The 16,509-nt window shown below is 38.7% G+C and carries 18 protein-coding genes; 16 read left to right on the top strand and 2 right to left on the bottom strand.

Translation table 11 applies throughout. The annotated features are described in order from the left end of the window. Positions 1-6 precede the first annotated feature (6 nt). The 8 genes from MKZ25_RS14660 to MKZ25_RS14625 all read left to right on the top strand — a co-directional run bounded on the left by MKZ25_RS14660 (position 7) and on the right by MKZ25_RS14625 (position 8,659). Entirely contained in the window at positions 7-1,203 is a 1,197-nt protein-coding gene (locus MKZ25_RS14660; RefSeq protein ID WP_340802147.1) for a CaiB/BaiF CoA transferase family protein, read from the top strand. Between the two features lie 13 nt (positions 1,204-1,216). After that, complete coding sequence (locus tag MKZ25_RS14655; RefSeq protein ID WP_340802146.1) at positions 1,217-2,155, top strand: hydroxymethylglutaryl-CoA lyase; 939 nt, start codon at positions 1,217-1,219, stop codon at positions 2,153-2,155. A gap of 611 nt (positions 2,156-2,766) precedes the next feature. After that, positions 2,767-3,546, top strand: coding sequence for a Fe-S cluster assembly ATPase SufC (sufC, locus tag MKZ25_RS14650; RefSeq protein WP_251690089.1), 780 nt, complete (start codon positions 2,767-2,769; stop codon positions 3,544-3,546). A gap of 18 nt (positions 3,547-3,564) precedes the next feature. After that, the gene (gene sufD, locus MKZ25_RS14645; protein WP_340802145.1) at positions 3,565-4,872 is read left to right on the top strand and encodes a Fe-S cluster assembly protein SufD; all 1,308 of its coding nucleotides are present in this window, start codon (positions 3,565-3,567) and stop codon (positions 4,870-4,872) included. Beyond that, positions 4,872-6,101 (top strand): cysteine desulfurase, encoded by a 1,230-nt coding sequence (locus MKZ25_RS14640; protein ID WP_340802144.1) that lies wholly within the window; start codon positions 4,872-4,874, stop codon positions 6,099-6,101. The genes sufD and MKZ25_RS14640 overlap by 1 nt, the downstream gene beginning before the upstream one ends. Further along, complete coding sequence (gene sufU, locus MKZ25_RS14635; protein WP_008408670.1) at positions 6,091-6,531, top strand: Fe-S cluster assembly sulfur transfer protein SufU; 441 nt, start codon at positions 6,091-6,093, stop codon at positions 6,529-6,531. Before MKZ25_RS14640 ends, sufU begins: the two co-directional genes overlap by 11 nt. Positions 6,532-6,777: 246 nt before the next feature. Then, complete coding sequence (gene sufB, locus MKZ25_RS14630) at positions 6,778-8,175, top strand: Fe-S cluster assembly protein SufB (protein ID WP_340802143.1); 1,398 nt, start codon at positions 6,778-6,780, stop codon at positions 8,173-8,175. Between the two features lie 340 nt (positions 8,176-8,515). Beyond that, the gene (locus tag MKZ25_RS14625; RefSeq protein WP_340802142.1) at positions 8,516-8,659 is read left to right on the top strand and encodes a hypothetical protein; all 144 of its coding nucleotides are present in this window, start codon (positions 8,516-8,518) and stop codon (positions 8,657-8,659) included. Positions 8,660-8,705: 46 nt separating this feature from the next. Here the strand turns inward: MKZ25_RS14625 and MKZ25_RS14620 are convergent, their stop codons facing one another. Next, positions 8,706-9,059 carry a thioredoxin family protein gene (locus MKZ25_RS14620; RefSeq protein ID WP_445326883.1) on the bottom strand — a complete coding sequence of 118 codons (354 nt, stop codon included), beginning with the start codon at positions 9,057-9,059 and terminating at the stop codon, positions 8,706-8,708. A 69-nt stretch (positions 9,060-9,128) separates the two neighbouring features. Here MKZ25_RS14620 and MKZ25_RS14615 point away from each other — a divergent pair, with 69 nt between their 5' ends. The 6 genes from MKZ25_RS14615 (at position 9,129) to MKZ25_RS14590 (ending at position 14,878) form a co-directional block, all read left to right on the top strand. Then, on the top strand, positions 9,129-9,980 hold the full coding sequence (locus tag MKZ25_RS14615; protein ID WP_340802140.1) for a DUF72 domain-containing protein: 852 nt from the start codon (positions 9,129-9,131) through the stop codon (positions 9,978-9,980). Between the two features lie 25 nt (positions 9,981-10,005). Then, complete coding sequence (locus MKZ25_RS14610) at positions 10,006-11,370, top strand: bifunctional metallophosphatase/5'-nucleotidase (protein ID WP_340802139.1); 1,365 nt, start codon at positions 10,006-10,008, stop codon at positions 11,368-11,370. 64 nt (positions 11,371-11,434) lie between these two features. After that, on the top strand, positions 11,435-12,538 hold the full coding sequence (locus MKZ25_RS14605) for an HD-GYP domain-containing protein (RefSeq protein ID WP_340802138.1): 1,104 nt from the start codon (positions 11,435-11,437) through the stop codon (positions 12,536-12,538). A gap of 42 nt (positions 12,539-12,580) precedes the next feature. Beyond that, positions 12,581-13,351, top strand: coding sequence for a sporulation protein YunB (yunB, locus tag MKZ25_RS14600; RefSeq protein ID WP_340802136.1), 771 nt, complete (start codon positions 12,581-12,583; stop codon positions 13,349-13,351). Between the two features lie 112 nt (positions 13,352-13,463). After that, positions 13,464-14,375, top strand: coding sequence for a lipoyl synthase (gene lipA / locus MKZ25_RS14595; protein WP_340732946.1), 912 nt, complete (start codon positions 13,464-13,466; stop codon positions 14,373-14,375). Positions 14,376-14,530: 155 nt separating this feature from the next. Further along, positions 14,531-14,878, top strand: a complete 348-nt coding sequence (locus MKZ25_RS14590) for a YutD family protein (protein ID WP_340732945.1) — start codon at positions 14,531-14,533, stop codon at positions 14,876-14,878. A 40-nt stretch (positions 14,879-14,918) separates the two neighbouring features. Here the strand turns inward: MKZ25_RS14590 and MKZ25_RS14585 are convergent, their stop codons facing one another. Beyond that, the gene (locus MKZ25_RS14585; RefSeq protein WP_340802135.1) at positions 14,919-15,185 is read right to left on the bottom strand and encodes a DUF3055 domain-containing protein; all 267 of its coding nucleotides are present in this window, start codon (positions 15,183-15,185) and stop codon (positions 14,919-14,921) included. 91 nt (positions 15,186-15,276) lie between these two features. Between MKZ25_RS14585 and MKZ25_RS14580 the strand changes: the two genes are divergently transcribed. Continuing rightward, positions 15,277-15,729: a DUF86 domain-containing protein gene (locus tag MKZ25_RS14580; protein ID WP_340802134.1), complete on the top strand. Its 453-nt coding sequence runs from the start codon at positions 15,277-15,279 to the stop codon at positions 15,727-15,729. After that, positions 15,729-16,493, top strand: coding sequence for a TIGR01457 family HAD-type hydrolase (locus tag MKZ25_RS14575; protein WP_340802133.1), 765 nt, complete (start codon positions 15,729-15,731; stop codon positions 16,491-16,493). Before MKZ25_RS14580 ends, MKZ25_RS14575 begins: the two co-directional genes overlap by 1 nt. Positions 16,494-16,509 lie beyond the last annotated feature (16 nt).

The raw sequence follows: 16,509 nt of genomic DNA, 5'->3' as shown, positions 1-16,509 counted from the left end.
CTTTAGATGGGTTTCGGACCACTGACAGGAATTAGAATTTTAGATTTATCAACAATGATAGCTGCTCCATTTGGTGCAACTCTTTTAGGAGACTTTGGCGCTGATGTTATTAAAGTTGAAATGCCAAATCGTGGAGACTCATTACGTAGTATGGGACCCTTTAAAGAATCAGAGCCATTGAGATGGCCTGCTTTAGCAAGAAACAAAAAATCCCTGACATTGGATTTACATACATCAGAAGGTCAAGTGATTTTAAAAAAATTAGTGGCTCAGTCAGATGTAGTTATTGAAAACTTTAGACCCGGTACATTAGAAAAATGGGGTATTGGTTACGATGTATTGAAGGAAGCGAACCCTGAAATTATATTAATGCGTGTAAGTGGCTATGGCCAAACCGGTCCATATGCTGAAAAAGCAGGATTTGGCACACCCGCGACAGCTTTTAGTGGATTCACATACTTACATGGATATACAGACCGTCCACCGATCAGTCCATCTTTTTCATTAGTTGATTATATTACTGGTGTTTATGTAGCCTTTGCCACTACAGCCGCTCTTTATTATCGTGATGCAAAGGACGGTAATGGGCAGATGATTGATATGGGATTATATGAATCGGTATTCCGAATGATGGAATTTTTAGTAGCAGATTATGATCAAAATGACATTATAAAAGAGCGTTCACCTGGTTTGTCCGGTCATTCAAGTCCAGCAGGTACATTTCAAACAAAGGACGGGCACTGGATTGTATTAGTAACAAGTTCTGACCGAACGTTTGAACGCTTAGCGAAGGCAATGAATAGAGAAGATATGTTAAGCGATGAGAAATTTTATACTAATAAAGTGCGATTGGAAAACTTTAATTTAACGAATGGCATTGTAGCAGATTTTGTGAAAAAGTGGGACCGAGATGAATTACAAGCCCTTTTAGATGAATTCGGTGTACCAATCAGTCCAATTAATAGTATAAAAGACATCTTTGAAAATCCACAATTTAAAAGTAGAGAAAATATAGTAGAAATCGATCACCCAAGATTGGGTTCGATAAAAATGCCGGGAATTGTTCCGAAATTTTCAGAAACGCCAGGTACTATTCGTAATGTCGGTCCCGATTTAAGTGAGCACACTGATGAAATTTTAAAAGACCTTGTTGGTTTAAGTGACATGGAAATTAAGAATTTAAAAGATAAAAATATTGTGTAGGAGGGCTTTTATAATGTATGAAAAGATAAATATTGCTGAAGTAAGTCCTCGTGACGGTTTTCAGATTATAAAACAGGATATCCCTACAGCTGATAAAATTCACTATTTAAATCAACTGGCAGACTGTGGTTTTGCAGAAATTGAAGTCAGCTCTTTTGTACATCCTACAGCAGTTCCGCAATTAAAAGATGCACAGGACGTCTTTCGTGAAATAAAAAGGAATAAGAATATTGTTTATCGTGCTCTTATTCCTAACTTGCGTGGCTTAAATCGAGCAATTGATGTGGGGGTCGACAAGGTGAAGCTCATGCTTTCAGCTACAGATTCCCATAGTCTCCATAATGCTAATGCAAAAACATTTGATGCCATGCGAGATTTTGAAGCAATATTTGAAAAGGCACTTGAAAATAATATAAAAGTCGGCGGTTCAATTGCTGTATCATTTGGCTGTGCTTACGAAGGACCTGTACCAATAGAGCGCCACCTAAAAATTTGTGAAGAATACAACCGAATTGGTATCAACGATATTTCATTAGCAGATACAACGGGTATGGGGAATCCCTATTTAGTGAAAGAAGTCATTTCTAAATTAAAAGAAGAGTTTCCGCATTTTAAGTTTTCATTACACTTACACAATACACGGGGAATGGCATTTGCAAATGCAGTAGCTGGCTATGAAGTAGGTATTCGTGATTTTGATAGTTCAATCGGAGGGATTGGCGGCTGTCCGTATTTGCCTCTTGCAGCAGGAAATATTTCAACAGAGGATCTTGTCCACGGATTTGAAGAAATGGGGATTTCTACAGGGGTAGATTTAGACAAAGTCATTCGTATAGCTCGCCAAAACGAAATGGATTATCCATCCTATGTGAATAGTTTTATAATGAAAGCTGGACCAAATAAAGATTTATCAATAGCGCCTGGTAAACAAATAAAAAAAGGCGATCTATAAAGAAAATGCATGTTTTGATTGAGGATTTTCTGCTTACGTGTCTTTACAAGTCACGCTATGCGAAATCCTTTTTCTTTTTTGATAAAAGGTATGTATTATAACCTTGATTACTATAGAGTATAAGTACTTGTATAGATATCACACTTCTAATACGTCTAAAAATATACTTTAGCTAATGTCTGTATTTAAGTGAAATATATACGGCACTACTCCAAACCCTGCCCTGTCCCTTACCCAATTGAATTACTAAAATCACGATTTTTGCTTTTTATATCATCCTACCCTTCGTCTGTTTAACAGAAATCTTCCTAGTCCCACTCCTTTTCCATGCAAAATATTACTCCCTTCGGATTAGTTGGTATACAAGCACCTAATTTTGAAGTGAAATTAATTCTCAATTAACAGATTCCTATTGAAAAAATTAAAAGCTAAATTATCACTATTTAAATAGTAGAAATAAACTGCAGTAAAGTGTTTTACAAGAATGATAGACATTTTTTAATTAAAATCATTCTAAACTATTTGCAACCAACATTCATTTCGGGTAAGATTGGTAATGAACTTAATTTGGCGTACAGAAAGTATGCAAATGAATATTTGGAGGTAATTTAATGTCAACATTAGAAATTAAAGATCTTCACGTTGCAATCGACGGAAAAGAGATTTTAAAAGGTGTAAATCTAACTATCAATACAAACGAAGTACATGCGATCATGGGTCCTAACGGTACTGGTAAATCGACATTAGCTTCTGCAATTATGGGTCACCCAAAATATGAAGTAACATCAGGCGAAATCTACCTTGATGGTGAAAACGTATTAGAAATGGAAGTAGATGAGCGTGCACAAGCAGGTTTATTCCTTGCTATGCAATATCCATCAGAAATTCCTGGTGTAACAAACGCGGACTTCTTACGTTCAGCAATTAATGCTCGTCGTGAAGAAGGACAAGAAATCTCATTAATGAAATTCATCCGTGAATTAGATAAAACAATGGAATTCCTTGAAATGCCTGAAGAAATGTCTCAACGTTACTTAAACGAAGGTTTCTCTGGCGGTGAGAAAAAACGTAACGAAATTCTACAAATGATGATGATCAAACCAACATTCGGTATTTTAGATGAAATCGACTCTGGTTTAGATATCGATGCATTAAAAGTAGTTTCAAAAGGTATTAACGAAATGCGCGGCGAAGGTTTCGGCTGCTTAATGATCACTCACTACCAACGTTTATTAAACTACATCACACCTGACCATGTTCACGTAATGATGCAAGGTAAAGTTGTAAAATCAGGTGGTGCTGAATTAGCACAACGCCTGGAAGCAGAAGGTTATGAGTGGATTAAAGCTGAATTAGGCATTGAAGATACTGAAGAAGTAACAGAAGCATAATTAAGGAGGACGACGAAGATGACGGTTGAAACAAAATTAGCGTTATCAGCAGAAGAAGTACGCTCGTTCTCGCAAAAACATGCTGAACCAGCAACATTTGCTGATTTCCGTGTGAGCGCAATGGAAAAAGCTGCTGCGCTTGACTTACCAAAACCAGACAGAACGAACATTAAAAAGTGGAACTTCATTGATTTCCCGAACCATACAGTGGAAAGCGCTCCATTCAATTCATTGGAAGAACTGCCTGTAGAGGTGAAATCAGTAGTTGATATTGAAACACAAGAAAACCTGTATATCCAACGCAACAATACACCAGCGTTCATTAAAGTTTCAGAAGAACTGAAAAGCAAAGGTGTAATTTTCACGGATATTCAAACAGCAGTTCGCGATCATAAAGATTTAGTAGAAAAATACTTTATGACGACAGCTGTAAAAGTGGACGAGCATAAATTAACTGCTTACCATGCAGCACTAGTAAACGGTGGTATTTTCGTATACGTGCCACGCAACGTTGTAATCGAAGCACCTCTACAAGTTGTATTTTTAAATGACGATGCAGAAGCTTCATTATTTAACCACGTGTTAGTAGTGGCAGAAGAATCTTCGGCTGTTACTTATGTTGAAACTTATATTTCTACATTCGATGAAGCACATGGTCAAGTAAACGTTGTAACAGAAGTAGTCGCGAAAGATAATGCACAAGTAACATTCGGTGCAGTAGACAACTTGGCACATGGCTATACTGCTTATGTAAACCGCCGTGGACATGCTGAGCGCGATGCAAAAATTGACTGGGCATTAGGTTTAATGACAAACTCAGATACAATTTATGAAAATACTACAAACTTAATTGGAGATAACTCTACTTCAGATTTCAAAATGGTAACTGTAGGTAGCGGAGATCAAAAACTTAACTTCACAACATTAATCCGTCAATGGGGTAAAAATTCCGACGGTCAAATTTTAAAACACGGTGTAATGAAAGATTCTGCACAGTCAATCTTTAACGGAATCGGTCATATTATGCATGGTGGTACAAAAGCAAATGCAGAACAGGAGTCTCGCGTACTGATGCTTTCAGAAGGTGCACGCGGTGACGCTAACCCGATTCTGTTAATTGATGAAGATGATGTAACAGCAGGACACGCGGCATCTGTTGGACGTGTTGACCCAACTCAACTGTACTACTTAATGAGTCGTGGTATTTCTAAAGCAGAAGCAGAGCGCCTTGTAATTCACGGATTCCTTGCGCCAGTTGTTGCTAAATTGCCGATCGAAGGCGTTAAAAAGCAGCTGACGGAGGTTATCGAAAGGAAAGTTCGATAATGATACCTAACGATATTAAAAGTTATTTTCCAATATTAAATCAGGAAGTCAATGGACATCCTTTAGTTTATTTGGATAGTGCGGCTACATCTCAAAAGCCAATTCAAGTAATTGAAGCAATCTCAAATTACTATAATTTAGATAACTCAAACGTTCACCGAGGTGTCCATACACTTGGTAACCGTGCAACGGATTCCTATGAAGGTGCACGTGAAAAAGTTCGTAAATTCATTAATGCCAGTTCAACACAGGAAGTAATTTTTACTCGTGGTACAACAACAGCACTTAATACGGTTGCTTCAGGCTATGGTCGTCAAAATGTACAAGAAGGTGATGAAATTGTCATTACGTACATGGAACACCATTCAAACATTATTCCATGGCAACAGCTTGCAAAAGAAAAAGGGGCGGTATTAAAATATATCGACCTTGAAGCAGACGGTACAATTTCGTTGGAAAAAGTACGTGAAACAATTACGCCTCAAACAAAAATTGTTTCTATGATGTATGTTTCTAACGTATTAGGTACGATCAACCCAATTAAAGAAGTTGCACAGATTGCCCATGAAAATGGCGCGGTAGTTGTTGCGGATTTAGCGCAGGCAGCACCGCATATGAAGATCGATATTCAAGATTTGGATGTTGACTTCGCAGCGTTTTCAGGACATAAAATGTGTGCGCCAACTGGAATTGGGGTACTATATGGTAAAAAGGCGCTTCTTGAAGAAATGGAACCAGTAGAGTTTGGCGGAGAAATGATTGATTTTGTAGGCTTACATGAATCAACATGGAAAGAGTTACCGTGGAAATTCGAGGGTGGTACGCCAATCATTGCAAGTGCAATTGGCTTAGGTGCAGCAATCGACTTTTTAGAGGAAATCGGTTTGGACAATATTGCAGCCCACGAACATAAGTTGGCGGGTTATGCAATGGATCAATTGGAAACGATTGACGGTCTTCAGATTTTCGGTCCACGTGACCCGATGAAACGATGCGGACTCGTTACATTTAATCTTGATGACGTACATCCACATGATGTTGCGACAGTATTGGATATGAGTGGAATCGCTGTTCGTGCGGGACATCATTGCGCCCAACCTTTAATGAAATGGCTTCAAGTAACAGCAACTGCTCGAGCAAGCTTCTACATGTACAATGATGAAGAAGATGTGGATCGTTTAGTTGCAGGATTGCGCTCAGCGAAGGAGTATTTTGGCGATGTCTTTTAATAATTTAGATCAACTTTATCGTTCCGTAATTATGGACCACTATAAAAACCCTCGTAACAAAGGGGCACTTGAAGAAAACAGTGTGACGATCGATATGAATAACCCTACATGCGGTGACCGTATCCATTTAACACTGAAGCTGAACGATGGTGTCGTGGAAGATGCGAAGTTCGATGGAGAAGGCTGTTCAATCTCCATGTCTTCAGCATCAATGATGACGCAAATCGTTAAAGGCAAAAAATTGGACGAAGCTTTGGAACTGGCTGATATTTTTTCAAAAATGATGCTGGGCGAAGATTTTGATGATGAAAAGTACGATCTTGGGGATGTAGAAGCACTGCAAGGTGTAGCAAAATTCCCGGCACGTATTAAATGCGCTACATTAGCTTGGAAAGCGATGGAAAAAGGCGTAAACAACGAAAAGAAATAAATAGCAGTAAGGCTGAAGTGTGTTTATGCACATTTTAGCACTTCTCTATTTATCCAGGTCAAGGCGCTAGCTGTTCAGACGTTTCGATTCCTTCCTGTGTGTGCGAGCACACTTGTCAGGACTGTCCAACGTCTGAGGCTCACACGATGTGAGTCATTGGGGTCCATGCCACAGGACGTGGCGTTTTGACCCCTCACAGCTGAACGAGCGCTTGAACACTTTAAGATAATGAACGGAGGAGACAACATGGCTAAAAAAATGCCTGAAATCGGCGATTACAAGTATGGCTTCCATGATAAGGACGTATCAATTTTCCGTTCTGAACGTGGACTTACAGAAGATATCGTTCGTGAAATCTCAAGTATGAAGGATGAGCCTCAGTGGATGCTTGACTACCGCTTAAAAGCTCTTGAAAAATTCTATGAAATGCCAATGCCTCAATGGGGCGGTGACCTAGCGTCATTAAACTTCGATGAAATCACGTACTACGTAAAACCATCTGAAGCAACAGAACGTTCTTGGGATGAAGTACCTGAAGAAATCAAAGCAACATTCGATAAATTAGGTATCCCGGAAGCTGAACAAAAATATCTTGCAGGTGTATCTGCTCAGTATGAATCTGAAGTAGTTTACCACAACATGAAACAAGACCTTACAGATTTGGGGATTATCTTTAAAGATACTGACTCAGCATTAAAAGAAAACGAAGAAATCTTCAAAAAACACTGGGGTACAGTAATCCCTTATACAGATAACAAATTCGCAGCATTAAACTCTGCAGTTTGGTCTGGTGGTTCATTTATTTATATGCCTAAAGGCGTTAAATTAGACACACCATTACAAGCATACTTCCGTATTAACTCTGAAAACATGGGTCAATTCGAACGTACGCTAATCATCGTAGACGAAGATGCATCTGTACACTACGTAGAAGGTTGTACAGCACCAGTTTACACAACAAACTCTCTACACTCGGCTGTAGTAGAAATCATCGTTAAAAAGAACGCTTACTGCCGTTACACAACGATTCAAAACTGGGCGAACAACGTATATAACCTTGTTACAAAACGTACAGTAGTTGAAGAAAACGGTACAATGGAATGGATCGACGGAAACATCGGTTCAAAATTAACAATGAAATACCCTGCTTGTATCCTTAAAGGTGAAGGCGCACGTGGTATGACATTATCAATTGCCATTGCTGGTAAAGGTCAACACCAGCACGCTGGTGCGAAAATGATTCACTTGGCACCAAACACATCTTCAACAATCGTTTCAAAATCGATTGCTAAGCAAGGTGGTAAAGTAACGTATCTTGGTCAAGTAAAATTCGGTAAAAATGCTAAAGGTGCACGTTCGAACATCGAGTGTGACACATTAATCATGGATAACGAATCTACTTCTGATACAATTCCATACAACGAAATCTTAAATGATAACGTATCTTTAGAGCACGAAGCGAAAGTTTCAAAAGTATCTGAAGAGCAGTTATTCTACTTAATGAGCCGTGGTGTTTCTGAAGAAGAAGCGACAGAAATGATCGTAATGGGCTTCATCGAGCCATTTACAAAAGAATTACCAATGGAATACGCAGTAGAAATGAACCGTCTAATCAAGTTCGAGATGGAAGGTTCAATCGGATAATTTTTATCCAGGCACCTGTCTCCGCTTTATCGGAGACAGGTTTTTTTTATTGCCGAATATTTATTTTGACTAAAAAATGCCGAAGTTGGCTAAATAGGAAGTTGCGTTGGCTAAATTGCTAAATAAGATGACTAAAAAGGTAAATAATTTGACTAAAATTATTTGCCGGGCGTCCCATACCTCAAATGCAAATCTGTTAATTTAGCAAAATTGTGTTGAATTCGTGAAGAAATTAACAACTTTACTGGAAAGATTTCAGAAAGCACGGAGTATTCGTTTACAATAATTGTATTAAATGGAATAATAGTATGAGAAGAATATTGATAAAGGAGCGACAAAAATGGAAAACTTATTTTGGCCAATAGCTTTAGGGGTTCCTGGTGCTGTAGTGGTAGTTGCGGTAGCACTCACTTTTTGGGCTTTAGGGGAAAAGAAGAACGGTAAAGTTATGAAAAATGAAGAGCATGAAGGTATTATTAAATAATATTAAAATAGCTTCAAACGACTATTTATGCGTTTGAAGCTTTTTTCTATTTTAAATTGGAAATGAAGTTTTCAATTTCCTGTTGCGTTTTACGGTCTTTGCTGACGAAGCGTCCAAGCTCCGTGCCGTTTTCATACGCTAAAAAGCTAGGAATGCCGATAATTCCTAAATCAATACATAAATCCAAAAACTTATCGCGGTCTACTTTAACGAATTTATACTCCGGGAATTTTTCAACGACTTCGGGCATAAACGGATCAATGAAACGGCAATCTCCGCACCAGTCAGCCGTAAATTCGAAAATGACGGCAGAATTGCTTTTAAATTGCTCAAATTCCTCTGTTGATTGTAAAATATGCATAAACTTGTCCTCCTTTTTTCTATTATTATGATAGGAAATGTAGCGTTTTGCAATGAATGAACATTGAAGCGGGTAAGGTATTATACAATGCTAGAGAGGTGAAGAACGATGATTTCAATCGGTTTAACTGGTTGGGGAGATCACCCGGAAGTTTATAGTGAAGTTACAGCAGCAAAAGATAAATTATTTGATTATAGCGGGCATTTTCCTGTCGTAGAATTAGATACATCCTTTTACGCGATTCCGTCACCGGCAAATGTGGAGAAATGGTGCAAGGATACACCGGAGAGCTTTCAATTTGTCGTGAAGGCTTATCAGGGCATGACTGGTCATTTACGCGATGAACTTCCATTTGAGACGAAAAATGATATGTTCAACGCATTCCGAAATTGTGCCGATACATTTAAAAAACACGGTAAGCTTGCAATGGTACTAGTTCAGTTTCCACCTTGGTTTGACTGCCAAGGGAAAAATGTTCAGTATATCCGCTATATAAAGCAGCAATTACAGGGTTATCCTGTTGCTATTGAGTTTCGAAACCAAACTTGGTACAGCCAGCAAATGAAAGAGAAGACACTGCAATTTTTAAAAGATCATCAATTGATTCATACAGTGTGTGATGAACCGCAGGCAGGCAGCGGCTCCGCTCCTTTTGTACCAATTGCTACTAGTGAGAAGGTGCTCGTGCGTATTCATGGGCGTAATGTTCATGGCTGGCGGAATATAGGGCATGGGGAAAACTGGCGCAAAGTACGGTTTTTATATGATTATAATGAAGAAGAATTGCAGAAACTTGCAGAGGAAGTAAGATTTTTGGCTAGTCAATCAAAACATGTCTTTGTATTATTTAATAATAATTCCGGAGGGCATGCAGCAAAAAATGCAAAACGAATGCAGCAAATTCTTGATCTTGAATTTAATGGTTTAGCGCCAAAGCAATTAGGTCTTTTTGAAGAATAACGTAAAGCGAGGTGGCAATGCAAAAGTGCGAGAAATAATTCATATATTCCATACGAATGATTTGCATAGTCATTTTACGTACTGGAAGCGCAGTCAGTCGTTTATTCGAATACAACGTCAAATATTGGCCGATAAAGGTGAAACTAGCTTCTTGGTCGATTTAGGAGATCATTTGGATCGGTCAAATTTATATACAGAGGCAACACTGGGCAAGGGGAATATCAAAATGCTGAATGATGCTGATTATGATGTTGTGACAATTGGAAACAATGAAGGCATAACGCTCTCCTATAATTTGCTCTATCAGTTATATGATGATGCAAAGTTCGAGGTGGTTGTCGCCAATCTGTACTCCCAGTCAGAAGAAAATCCCCGTTGGATGAAGCCTTATACAATACTGACGACTCAGTACGGTACAAAAATCGCTGTAATAGCTGCGACTGCCCCATTCGATCTTTTCTATAAGGAGCTTGGATGGGATGTAACAAACCCGCGTACAGAGCTTGTGAAACTGGCATTTAAACTAAAAGAGCAGGCAGATATAATCGTTTGTTTATCGCATTTAGGAATTACAGAAGATGAGCTGCTGGCACAGGAGTGTCCGATAATCGATGTGATTTTCGGTTCGCACACACATCATGTATTTGAAAAAGGCCAAATGGAAAACAATGTCCTTCTAACTGGAGGCGGAAAATTTGGGCAATATACAGGTCAGTTGACGATGGAATTTGACCACAAGACCCGGAAAGTAGTAGAAAAATCGGATCAGCTATTTGAAAACGCGCTTTTACCGACAGTCGAAGATGAAGAGCAATGGGTAAACAGCCTTCAAAAAGAGGCAAAGGCTATTTTGAAAAAACCGGTCTTCACATTAACGAAACCATACAACAAAGAATGGTTCCACCGCTCCCAATTATCGGATTTATTTGCAGAGTGTATGTATGATTATACAGAAGCGGATTGTGTTATGTTCAATGCCGGAATTTTTGTCGAACCGCTGCGTAAAGGGTTGATTTCTACATATGATATTCATAAAATTTTTCCGCATCCGATAAATATATGTGTCGTTGAAATAACAGGCAATGAATTAAAAGAAATTTTCACTCAATCCGAAAATGAAGAATGGCCGCGTCTTGAATTAAAAGGCCTTGGCTTTAGGGGCGTTATTTTCGGGAAAATATTGAATTACGGCATTGTGATGACGAAACAGCGTGAATTATATATTAATGGGGAACGCATGATACCTGATCGAATCTATCGTTTAGCAACGCTGGATCTGTTTACATTCGGTTATTTTTTCCCAAGCTTTAAATACGCGAAAAAACAATATATGCTACCGGAATTCATTCGGGACGTCTTCAAAAATTATTGCATAAAAAAGTTTCAGTAACTTCCCGAAAGTCTCTTTCCAATTATATAATGAACGTAATAGAAGAATGGAGAAATTAATATAGATGCGATTAATATCGATAAATGTTTTGAAAGAAGGTATGGCGGTCGGCAGGACGATATGGAATGAAGCCGGTCATCCGCTGCTTCATAAAAATGTCGTTGTAACAACCCGGATTATTGATAGGCTGCGAGAGCTGAATATTCATTATTTATACATTGATGACAAACTCTCAGCCGGAATAGAAATAGAAGAAACAATTGCTCCGTTAAAAAGAATGGAAGCCGTTAAAAATATGACAAAATCATTTGAAAATGTTAAAAAAGCGAAACGGGATCAGGCATCCTTTGTGCTGGATCAACAGTCCAAAGTGATTGGCTTAATTGTCGATGATATTATGAACGCCATCATAAATAGCGAAGAAGTATTAATGGTGCTGACAGATGCCTATTTATATGACAAGTATATTTACCAGCATTCATTCCAAGTAGCATTGTATTCGATCGCGATTGCTAAAGAAATGGGCTATTCATATGAAGATATACGATTAATTGGAATTGGGGCTATTTTACATGATGTGGGAAAGCTGCTTATTTCGCCTGATATATTATTAAAGCCGAGTAACTTAACGGATGAAGAATACGAAGAGATGAAAAATCATGCCCGTTACGGGTTTGACTTATTACGCAATTTACATTCAGTGTCGTTGCTTGTAGCACATTGCGCGTTTCAGCATCATGAACGAATTGATGGAAGCGGATATCCGCGGGGACTTGTTAACAACGAAATTCATCCGTTTGCAAAAATTATCGCGGTTGCAGACGTATTTGATGCATTAACGTCAAATCGGATATACCGAAAGAAAATGTTGCCGTCAGAAGCGATTGCAATCATAGATAAAGGTAACGGGATGCAGTTTGATGCAAAGGTTATGCAGGCATTTAAACGGAGTGTTGTCCATTATGCAAATGGATCAATTGTGCTGCTGTCAGATGGAAGACGAGGAATTGTTTCAAAGCAAAATCTTGTTGATGTGACACGTCCTTGGATACGGGTTTTCCAGGAAGACGGAAAAATGCTGGACGCTACATATGAACTATGTTTAAGTGATTACCCGACAGTCGACATTCAAAAAGTGGATGTAGATTTTGACGAAAATATTGAATAGAAAAAACCTCCCTCTCATATTTTATGGGAAGGAGGATTTTTTTTGCGTTTTCGTAAAAGAAAGTGGCATTCCTATGGTAGGAAAAAAGGTAAAATGCATAATGCCGTAACAATCGTTATCGTCAGTATTGTCGGTATGGTTTGTTTTAGTATATATGTTATTAACGATAGATTAATGCCAACCTATTTGCAGTACGCCGAAGTCCAAACATTTAAAGTAGCTTCGTATGTAGTAAGTAAAGCAATTAATTCCAGAACATCAAGTGTGCTTGATGTAAATGATGTCATCGTCGATTTACCGACCCAATCTGATGATATGATTACGACAAAATTTAATACGGAAATAATTAACCAAGTGCGAGCAGAAACAACAGCATTAGTAAAAGAGTATTTAGAACAGGCCGAAAATGGAGATTTATCACATTTGCCGAATTTGGAAAATGTAGAATATGACGTAGGTAAAATGGAAGCCGGGGACGGAATCGTATTTTTCGTACCGTTAGGGCAGGCTTTAAACCTTCCGATTATCGGAAATTTAGGGCCGAAAATTCCGATTCGCTTTCATATTATCGGGAATGTAAGCAGCGATGTTGAATCAACGGTAAGTGAGTTTGGCATTAACAATGCAATTGTAGAAGTGAATTTGCTTATTGGAGTAAATGTCCAGATTATCGTGCCATTTGCCAGCAAGTCAGCAGCAGTCGAACAGAAAATTCCGATCGCAATTGGTTTAGTACGAGGAACAGTGCCGCATATTTATAGTGCAGGTGAAGGGGCACAGCCGTCTATCGAAGTACCAATCCCTTATGAATAGTAACTTAATTATGATAAATTCAAATAATAAGAATACTCGGTTGTTGGAAATTAGTTAATATGATACTCTGACATCAGAACATCGTAGCATTTGAGTGAGGGGAGTAAATGATATGACATCTTGTAAACCAACTAATCCGAGGGAAGAACACTTGCGTAAACCGGAGTGGCTAAAAATTAAGCTGAATACGAATGACGAATACAAAGCATTAAAAAAATTGATGCGAGACAATAATTTGCATACGGTATGTGAGGAAGCTCGCTGCCCGAATATTCACGAATGCTGGGGTGAGCGTCGTACAGCAACAATGATGATTTTAGGTTCGGTATGTACACGTGCATGTCGTTTCTGTGCAGTTAAAACTGGCTTGCCTAATGAACTGGACTTGGCTGAACCGGAGCGCGTAGCAGATTCTGTTGCGTTAATGAACTTAAAACATGTTGTTATTACAATGGTAGCGCGTGATGACCTGAAAGACGGAGGCGCGGAAGTATTGGCGGAAACAGTACGTGCAATCCGCCGTAAAAGCCCGTTAACTTCTGTGGAAGTACTACCATCCGACTTAAGCGGCCGTGAAGAAAGTTTACGTATTTTAATGGATGCAAAACCGGACATATTAAACCATAATATCGAAACAGTACGCAGTCTGACACCACGTGTTCGGGCAAAAGCAACATACGACCGTTCACTGGAATTTTTGCGCAGAGCAAAAGAAATGCAGCCGGATATTCCGACAAAATCTTCTTTAATGATCGGTTTAGGAGAAACGTTGGAGGAAATCTATGAAGTAATGGATGACCTGCGTGCAAACAATGTTGATATTATGACAATCGGCCAATATTTACAGCCGACAAAAAAACATTTACCGGTAAAAAAATATTACTCTCCAATCGAGTTTGGCAAGCTGCGTAAAATCGCTATGGAAAAAGGCTTCAGCCATTGTGAAGCAGGTCCGTTAGTACGCAGTAGTTACCATGCGGATGAACAAGTGAATGCAGCAAAACAATCAAGTGTCACATTGTAGAAAATAGACGTTTTACTTAATTTAGGCTGGTATTATAATACTTACCGAAAAACGGACTATAGCTGATTTCACCATATTTACCTATAAAATTTGTTGTGAATATTGCTTTCATGTTCAATATTCATTAACATGGAAATAGATAGGTGGTGTCTAGTTTGATTATTGCAGATGGGTATGCTTATGAAGTGATCGAAAATGTACGGGAAGGTTTTCAGGAAGATGCATTTATCGCACGATACTCAGATATTTTATCGAAATATGATTATATTGTAGGGGACTGGGGTTATGGTCAACTACGTTTAAAAGGATTCTTTGATGATAAAAATCAAAAATCCACGTTTGATACAAAAATTAGTACGATTCAAGACTATTTGTACGAATATTGTAATTTTGGATGCGCCTATTTTATACTTCAAAAAACAGGCCGTGCACAAGAACAAAAAAAAGAACAAATAGTTGCACAACAAACTGAGGCAGAAGAGCCGGTTGAATCAGCTGAATAACGTACAAAAGAGGAGGCGTCGTATAGCGCCTCCTCTTTTTTTAGCTTAATAGTTCACGTAAATATTCACGTAAGTCTTCCGTATCTTCTTCCGTACGGTTGTATACATGTTCTAAATAACCAGGCTCTTCCACATCATCTGCTCCAATAATGGCAAAACGCCCGAACTGGATATCAAGAACAAGTACTTTTCCGAAGAAGCGACTGCTTTGTAATATAGCTAAATCATAACGCTGTGTCTTTCCGGCAAAGCTGACGAAGCGCGTTTTTGTATCTTCTACATCATCATATAAGAAAAATCGTTCCATTTTGTTTTGTACCCCTTCCATCTCTATAGAATATGGTACTATATAAAGGAAAACACTATCAACTTTTATTGATTGAATGGAGGCTTTATCTATGTACTTCGTAGATAGAAATAAAATTACAAACAACTTAGCACACTTGGACGAGTTATTGAATATCTTTGAATCGACTGAAAACTGGTTGGCAGATGATATTCATAAGCTGGCATTACAACGTATCGGCCATAATGTAATGGAAGCGATGATGGATGTAGGAAATTTGGTGATTGACGGCTTTATTATGCGTGACCCTGGAAGCTACGAAGACATTATCGATATTTTCGTTGATGAAAAAGTGATTACAGAAGAGATGGATGCACCATTAAAAGCGGTTGTAGGCTTACGCAAAATGATCGTTCGTGAATTTATCGCTGTAGATAGTGAAGAAATTTTAAATGTACTAACAGCAAACCTGAATATACTAAAACAATTCTCCCCAAAAGTTCACGATTACTTAACGAATGAATTAGGACCTGTTTCAGCATTTTTGCCAGAGGAACAGGCATAATGTTCCCTTATAAAGCGTTTTGCTTTGATTTGGACGGGACAATTTATCGGGGGAGTGAAGCGATCGATTCTGCCGTGAAATTTGTTCACCGGTTGCAGAATGAGGGAATCGAGCCATATTATTTAACGAATAATTCATCGAAAACCCGTGAAAGACTGCAGCAGGTTTTACAAGATATTGCCATAGATGCGCCGCTCGATCATATTTATTCAAGCTCGCTTGCAACGGCAGCCTATGTAGCAAAGATGAGTACAAATAAAAAAGTGAATGTTGTCGGGGAACTGGGCATTCGTACCGCTTTAATCGAGCAAGGGCTAGAGATTACCGATGAGCAGAGCGATGTGCTTGTAATGGGCATCGACCGTCAAATCTCATATGAGAAGCTTGTAAAAGCATGTGACTATGTCCAGAATGGCGCAATGCTCATCGGAACAAATGGCGATATTAAATTTCCGAATGAAACGGCTTTTACTCCCGGGAATGGGTCATTTGTTCAATTAGTAGCAAATGTCTCGGGGGTTACACCGACCTTCGTGGGAAAACCATCACCGGTCATGCTGCAGATCATTGCTGAAGAGCATCACTTTGAAAAGAGCGAAATGGTCATGGTCGGGGACAATTATGATACCGATATTTTATGTGGTATAAACTTCGGCTGTGATACGATTCATGTCAATACGGGAGTTACTCCTACTGAAATTGTAAAACAGCAAGCCAAGCTGCCAACGTATTGTGTAGATGATTTAATGGAACTTATGAAATAAAAAAAATCCGATGTGG

Source organism: Solibacillus sp. FSL W7-1464 (genome assembly GCF_038004425.1).
In the GTDB taxonomy this organism is placed as follows: domain Bacteria; phylum Bacillota; class Bacilli; order Bacillales_A; family Planococcaceae; genus Solibacillus.
This window is presented reverse-complemented; position numbering and strand designations above follow the sequence as displayed.

Excerpts from the sequence above, each read along its gene's own strand:
- MKZ25_RS14660 (WP_340802147.1), top strand. The coding sequence starts at position 7 with ATGGGTTTCGGACCACTGACAGGAATTAGAATTTTAGATTTATCAACA.
- MKZ25_RS14655 (WP_340802146.1), top strand. The coding sequence starts at position 1,217 with ATGTATGAAAAGATAAATATTGCTGAAGTAAGTCCTCGTGACGGTTTT.
- sufC (WP_251690089.1), top strand. The coding sequence starts at position 2,767 with ATGTCAACATTAGAAATTAAAGATCTTCACGTTGCAATCGACGGAAAA.
- sufD (WP_340802145.1), top strand. The coding sequence starts at position 3,565 with ATGACGGTTGAAACAAAATTAGCGTTATCAGCAGAAGAAGTACGCTCG.
- MKZ25_RS14640 (WP_340802144.1), top strand. The coding sequence starts at position 4,872 with ATGATACCTAACGATATTAAAAGTTATTTTCCAATATTAAATCAGGAA.
- sufU (WP_008408670.1), top strand. The coding sequence starts at position 6,091 with ATGTCTTTTAATAATTTAGATCAACTTTATCGTTCCGTAATTATGGAC.
- sufB (WP_340802143.1), top strand. The coding sequence starts at position 6,778 with ATGGCTAAAAAAATGCCTGAAATCGGCGATTACAAGTATGGCTTCCAT.
- MKZ25_RS14625 (WP_340802142.1), top strand. The coding sequence starts at position 8,516 with ATGGAAAACTTATTTTGGCCAATAGCTTTAGGGGTTCCTGGTGCTGTA.
- MKZ25_RS14615 (WP_340802140.1), top strand. The coding sequence starts at position 9,129 with ATGATTTCAATCGGTTTAACTGGTTGGGGAGATCACCCGGAAGTTTAT.
- MKZ25_RS14605 (WP_340802138.1), top strand. The coding sequence starts at position 11,435 with ATGCGATTAATATCGATAAATGTTTTGAAAGAAGGTATGGCGGTCGGC.
- lipA (WP_340732946.1), top strand. The coding sequence starts at position 13,464 with ATGACATCTTGTAAACCAACTAATCCGAGGGAAGAACACTTGCGTAAA.
- MKZ25_RS14585 (WP_340802135.1), bottom strand. The coding sequence starts at position 15,185 with ATGGAACGATTTTTCTTATATGATGATGTAGAAGATACAAAAACGCGC.
- MKZ25_RS14580 (WP_340802134.1), top strand. The coding sequence starts at position 15,277 with ATGTACTTCGTAGATAGAAATAAAATTACAAACAACTTAGCACACTTG.
- MKZ25_RS14575 (WP_340802133.1), top strand. The coding sequence starts at position 15,729 with ATGTTCCCTTATAAAGCGTTTTGCTTTGATTTGGACGGGACAATTTAT.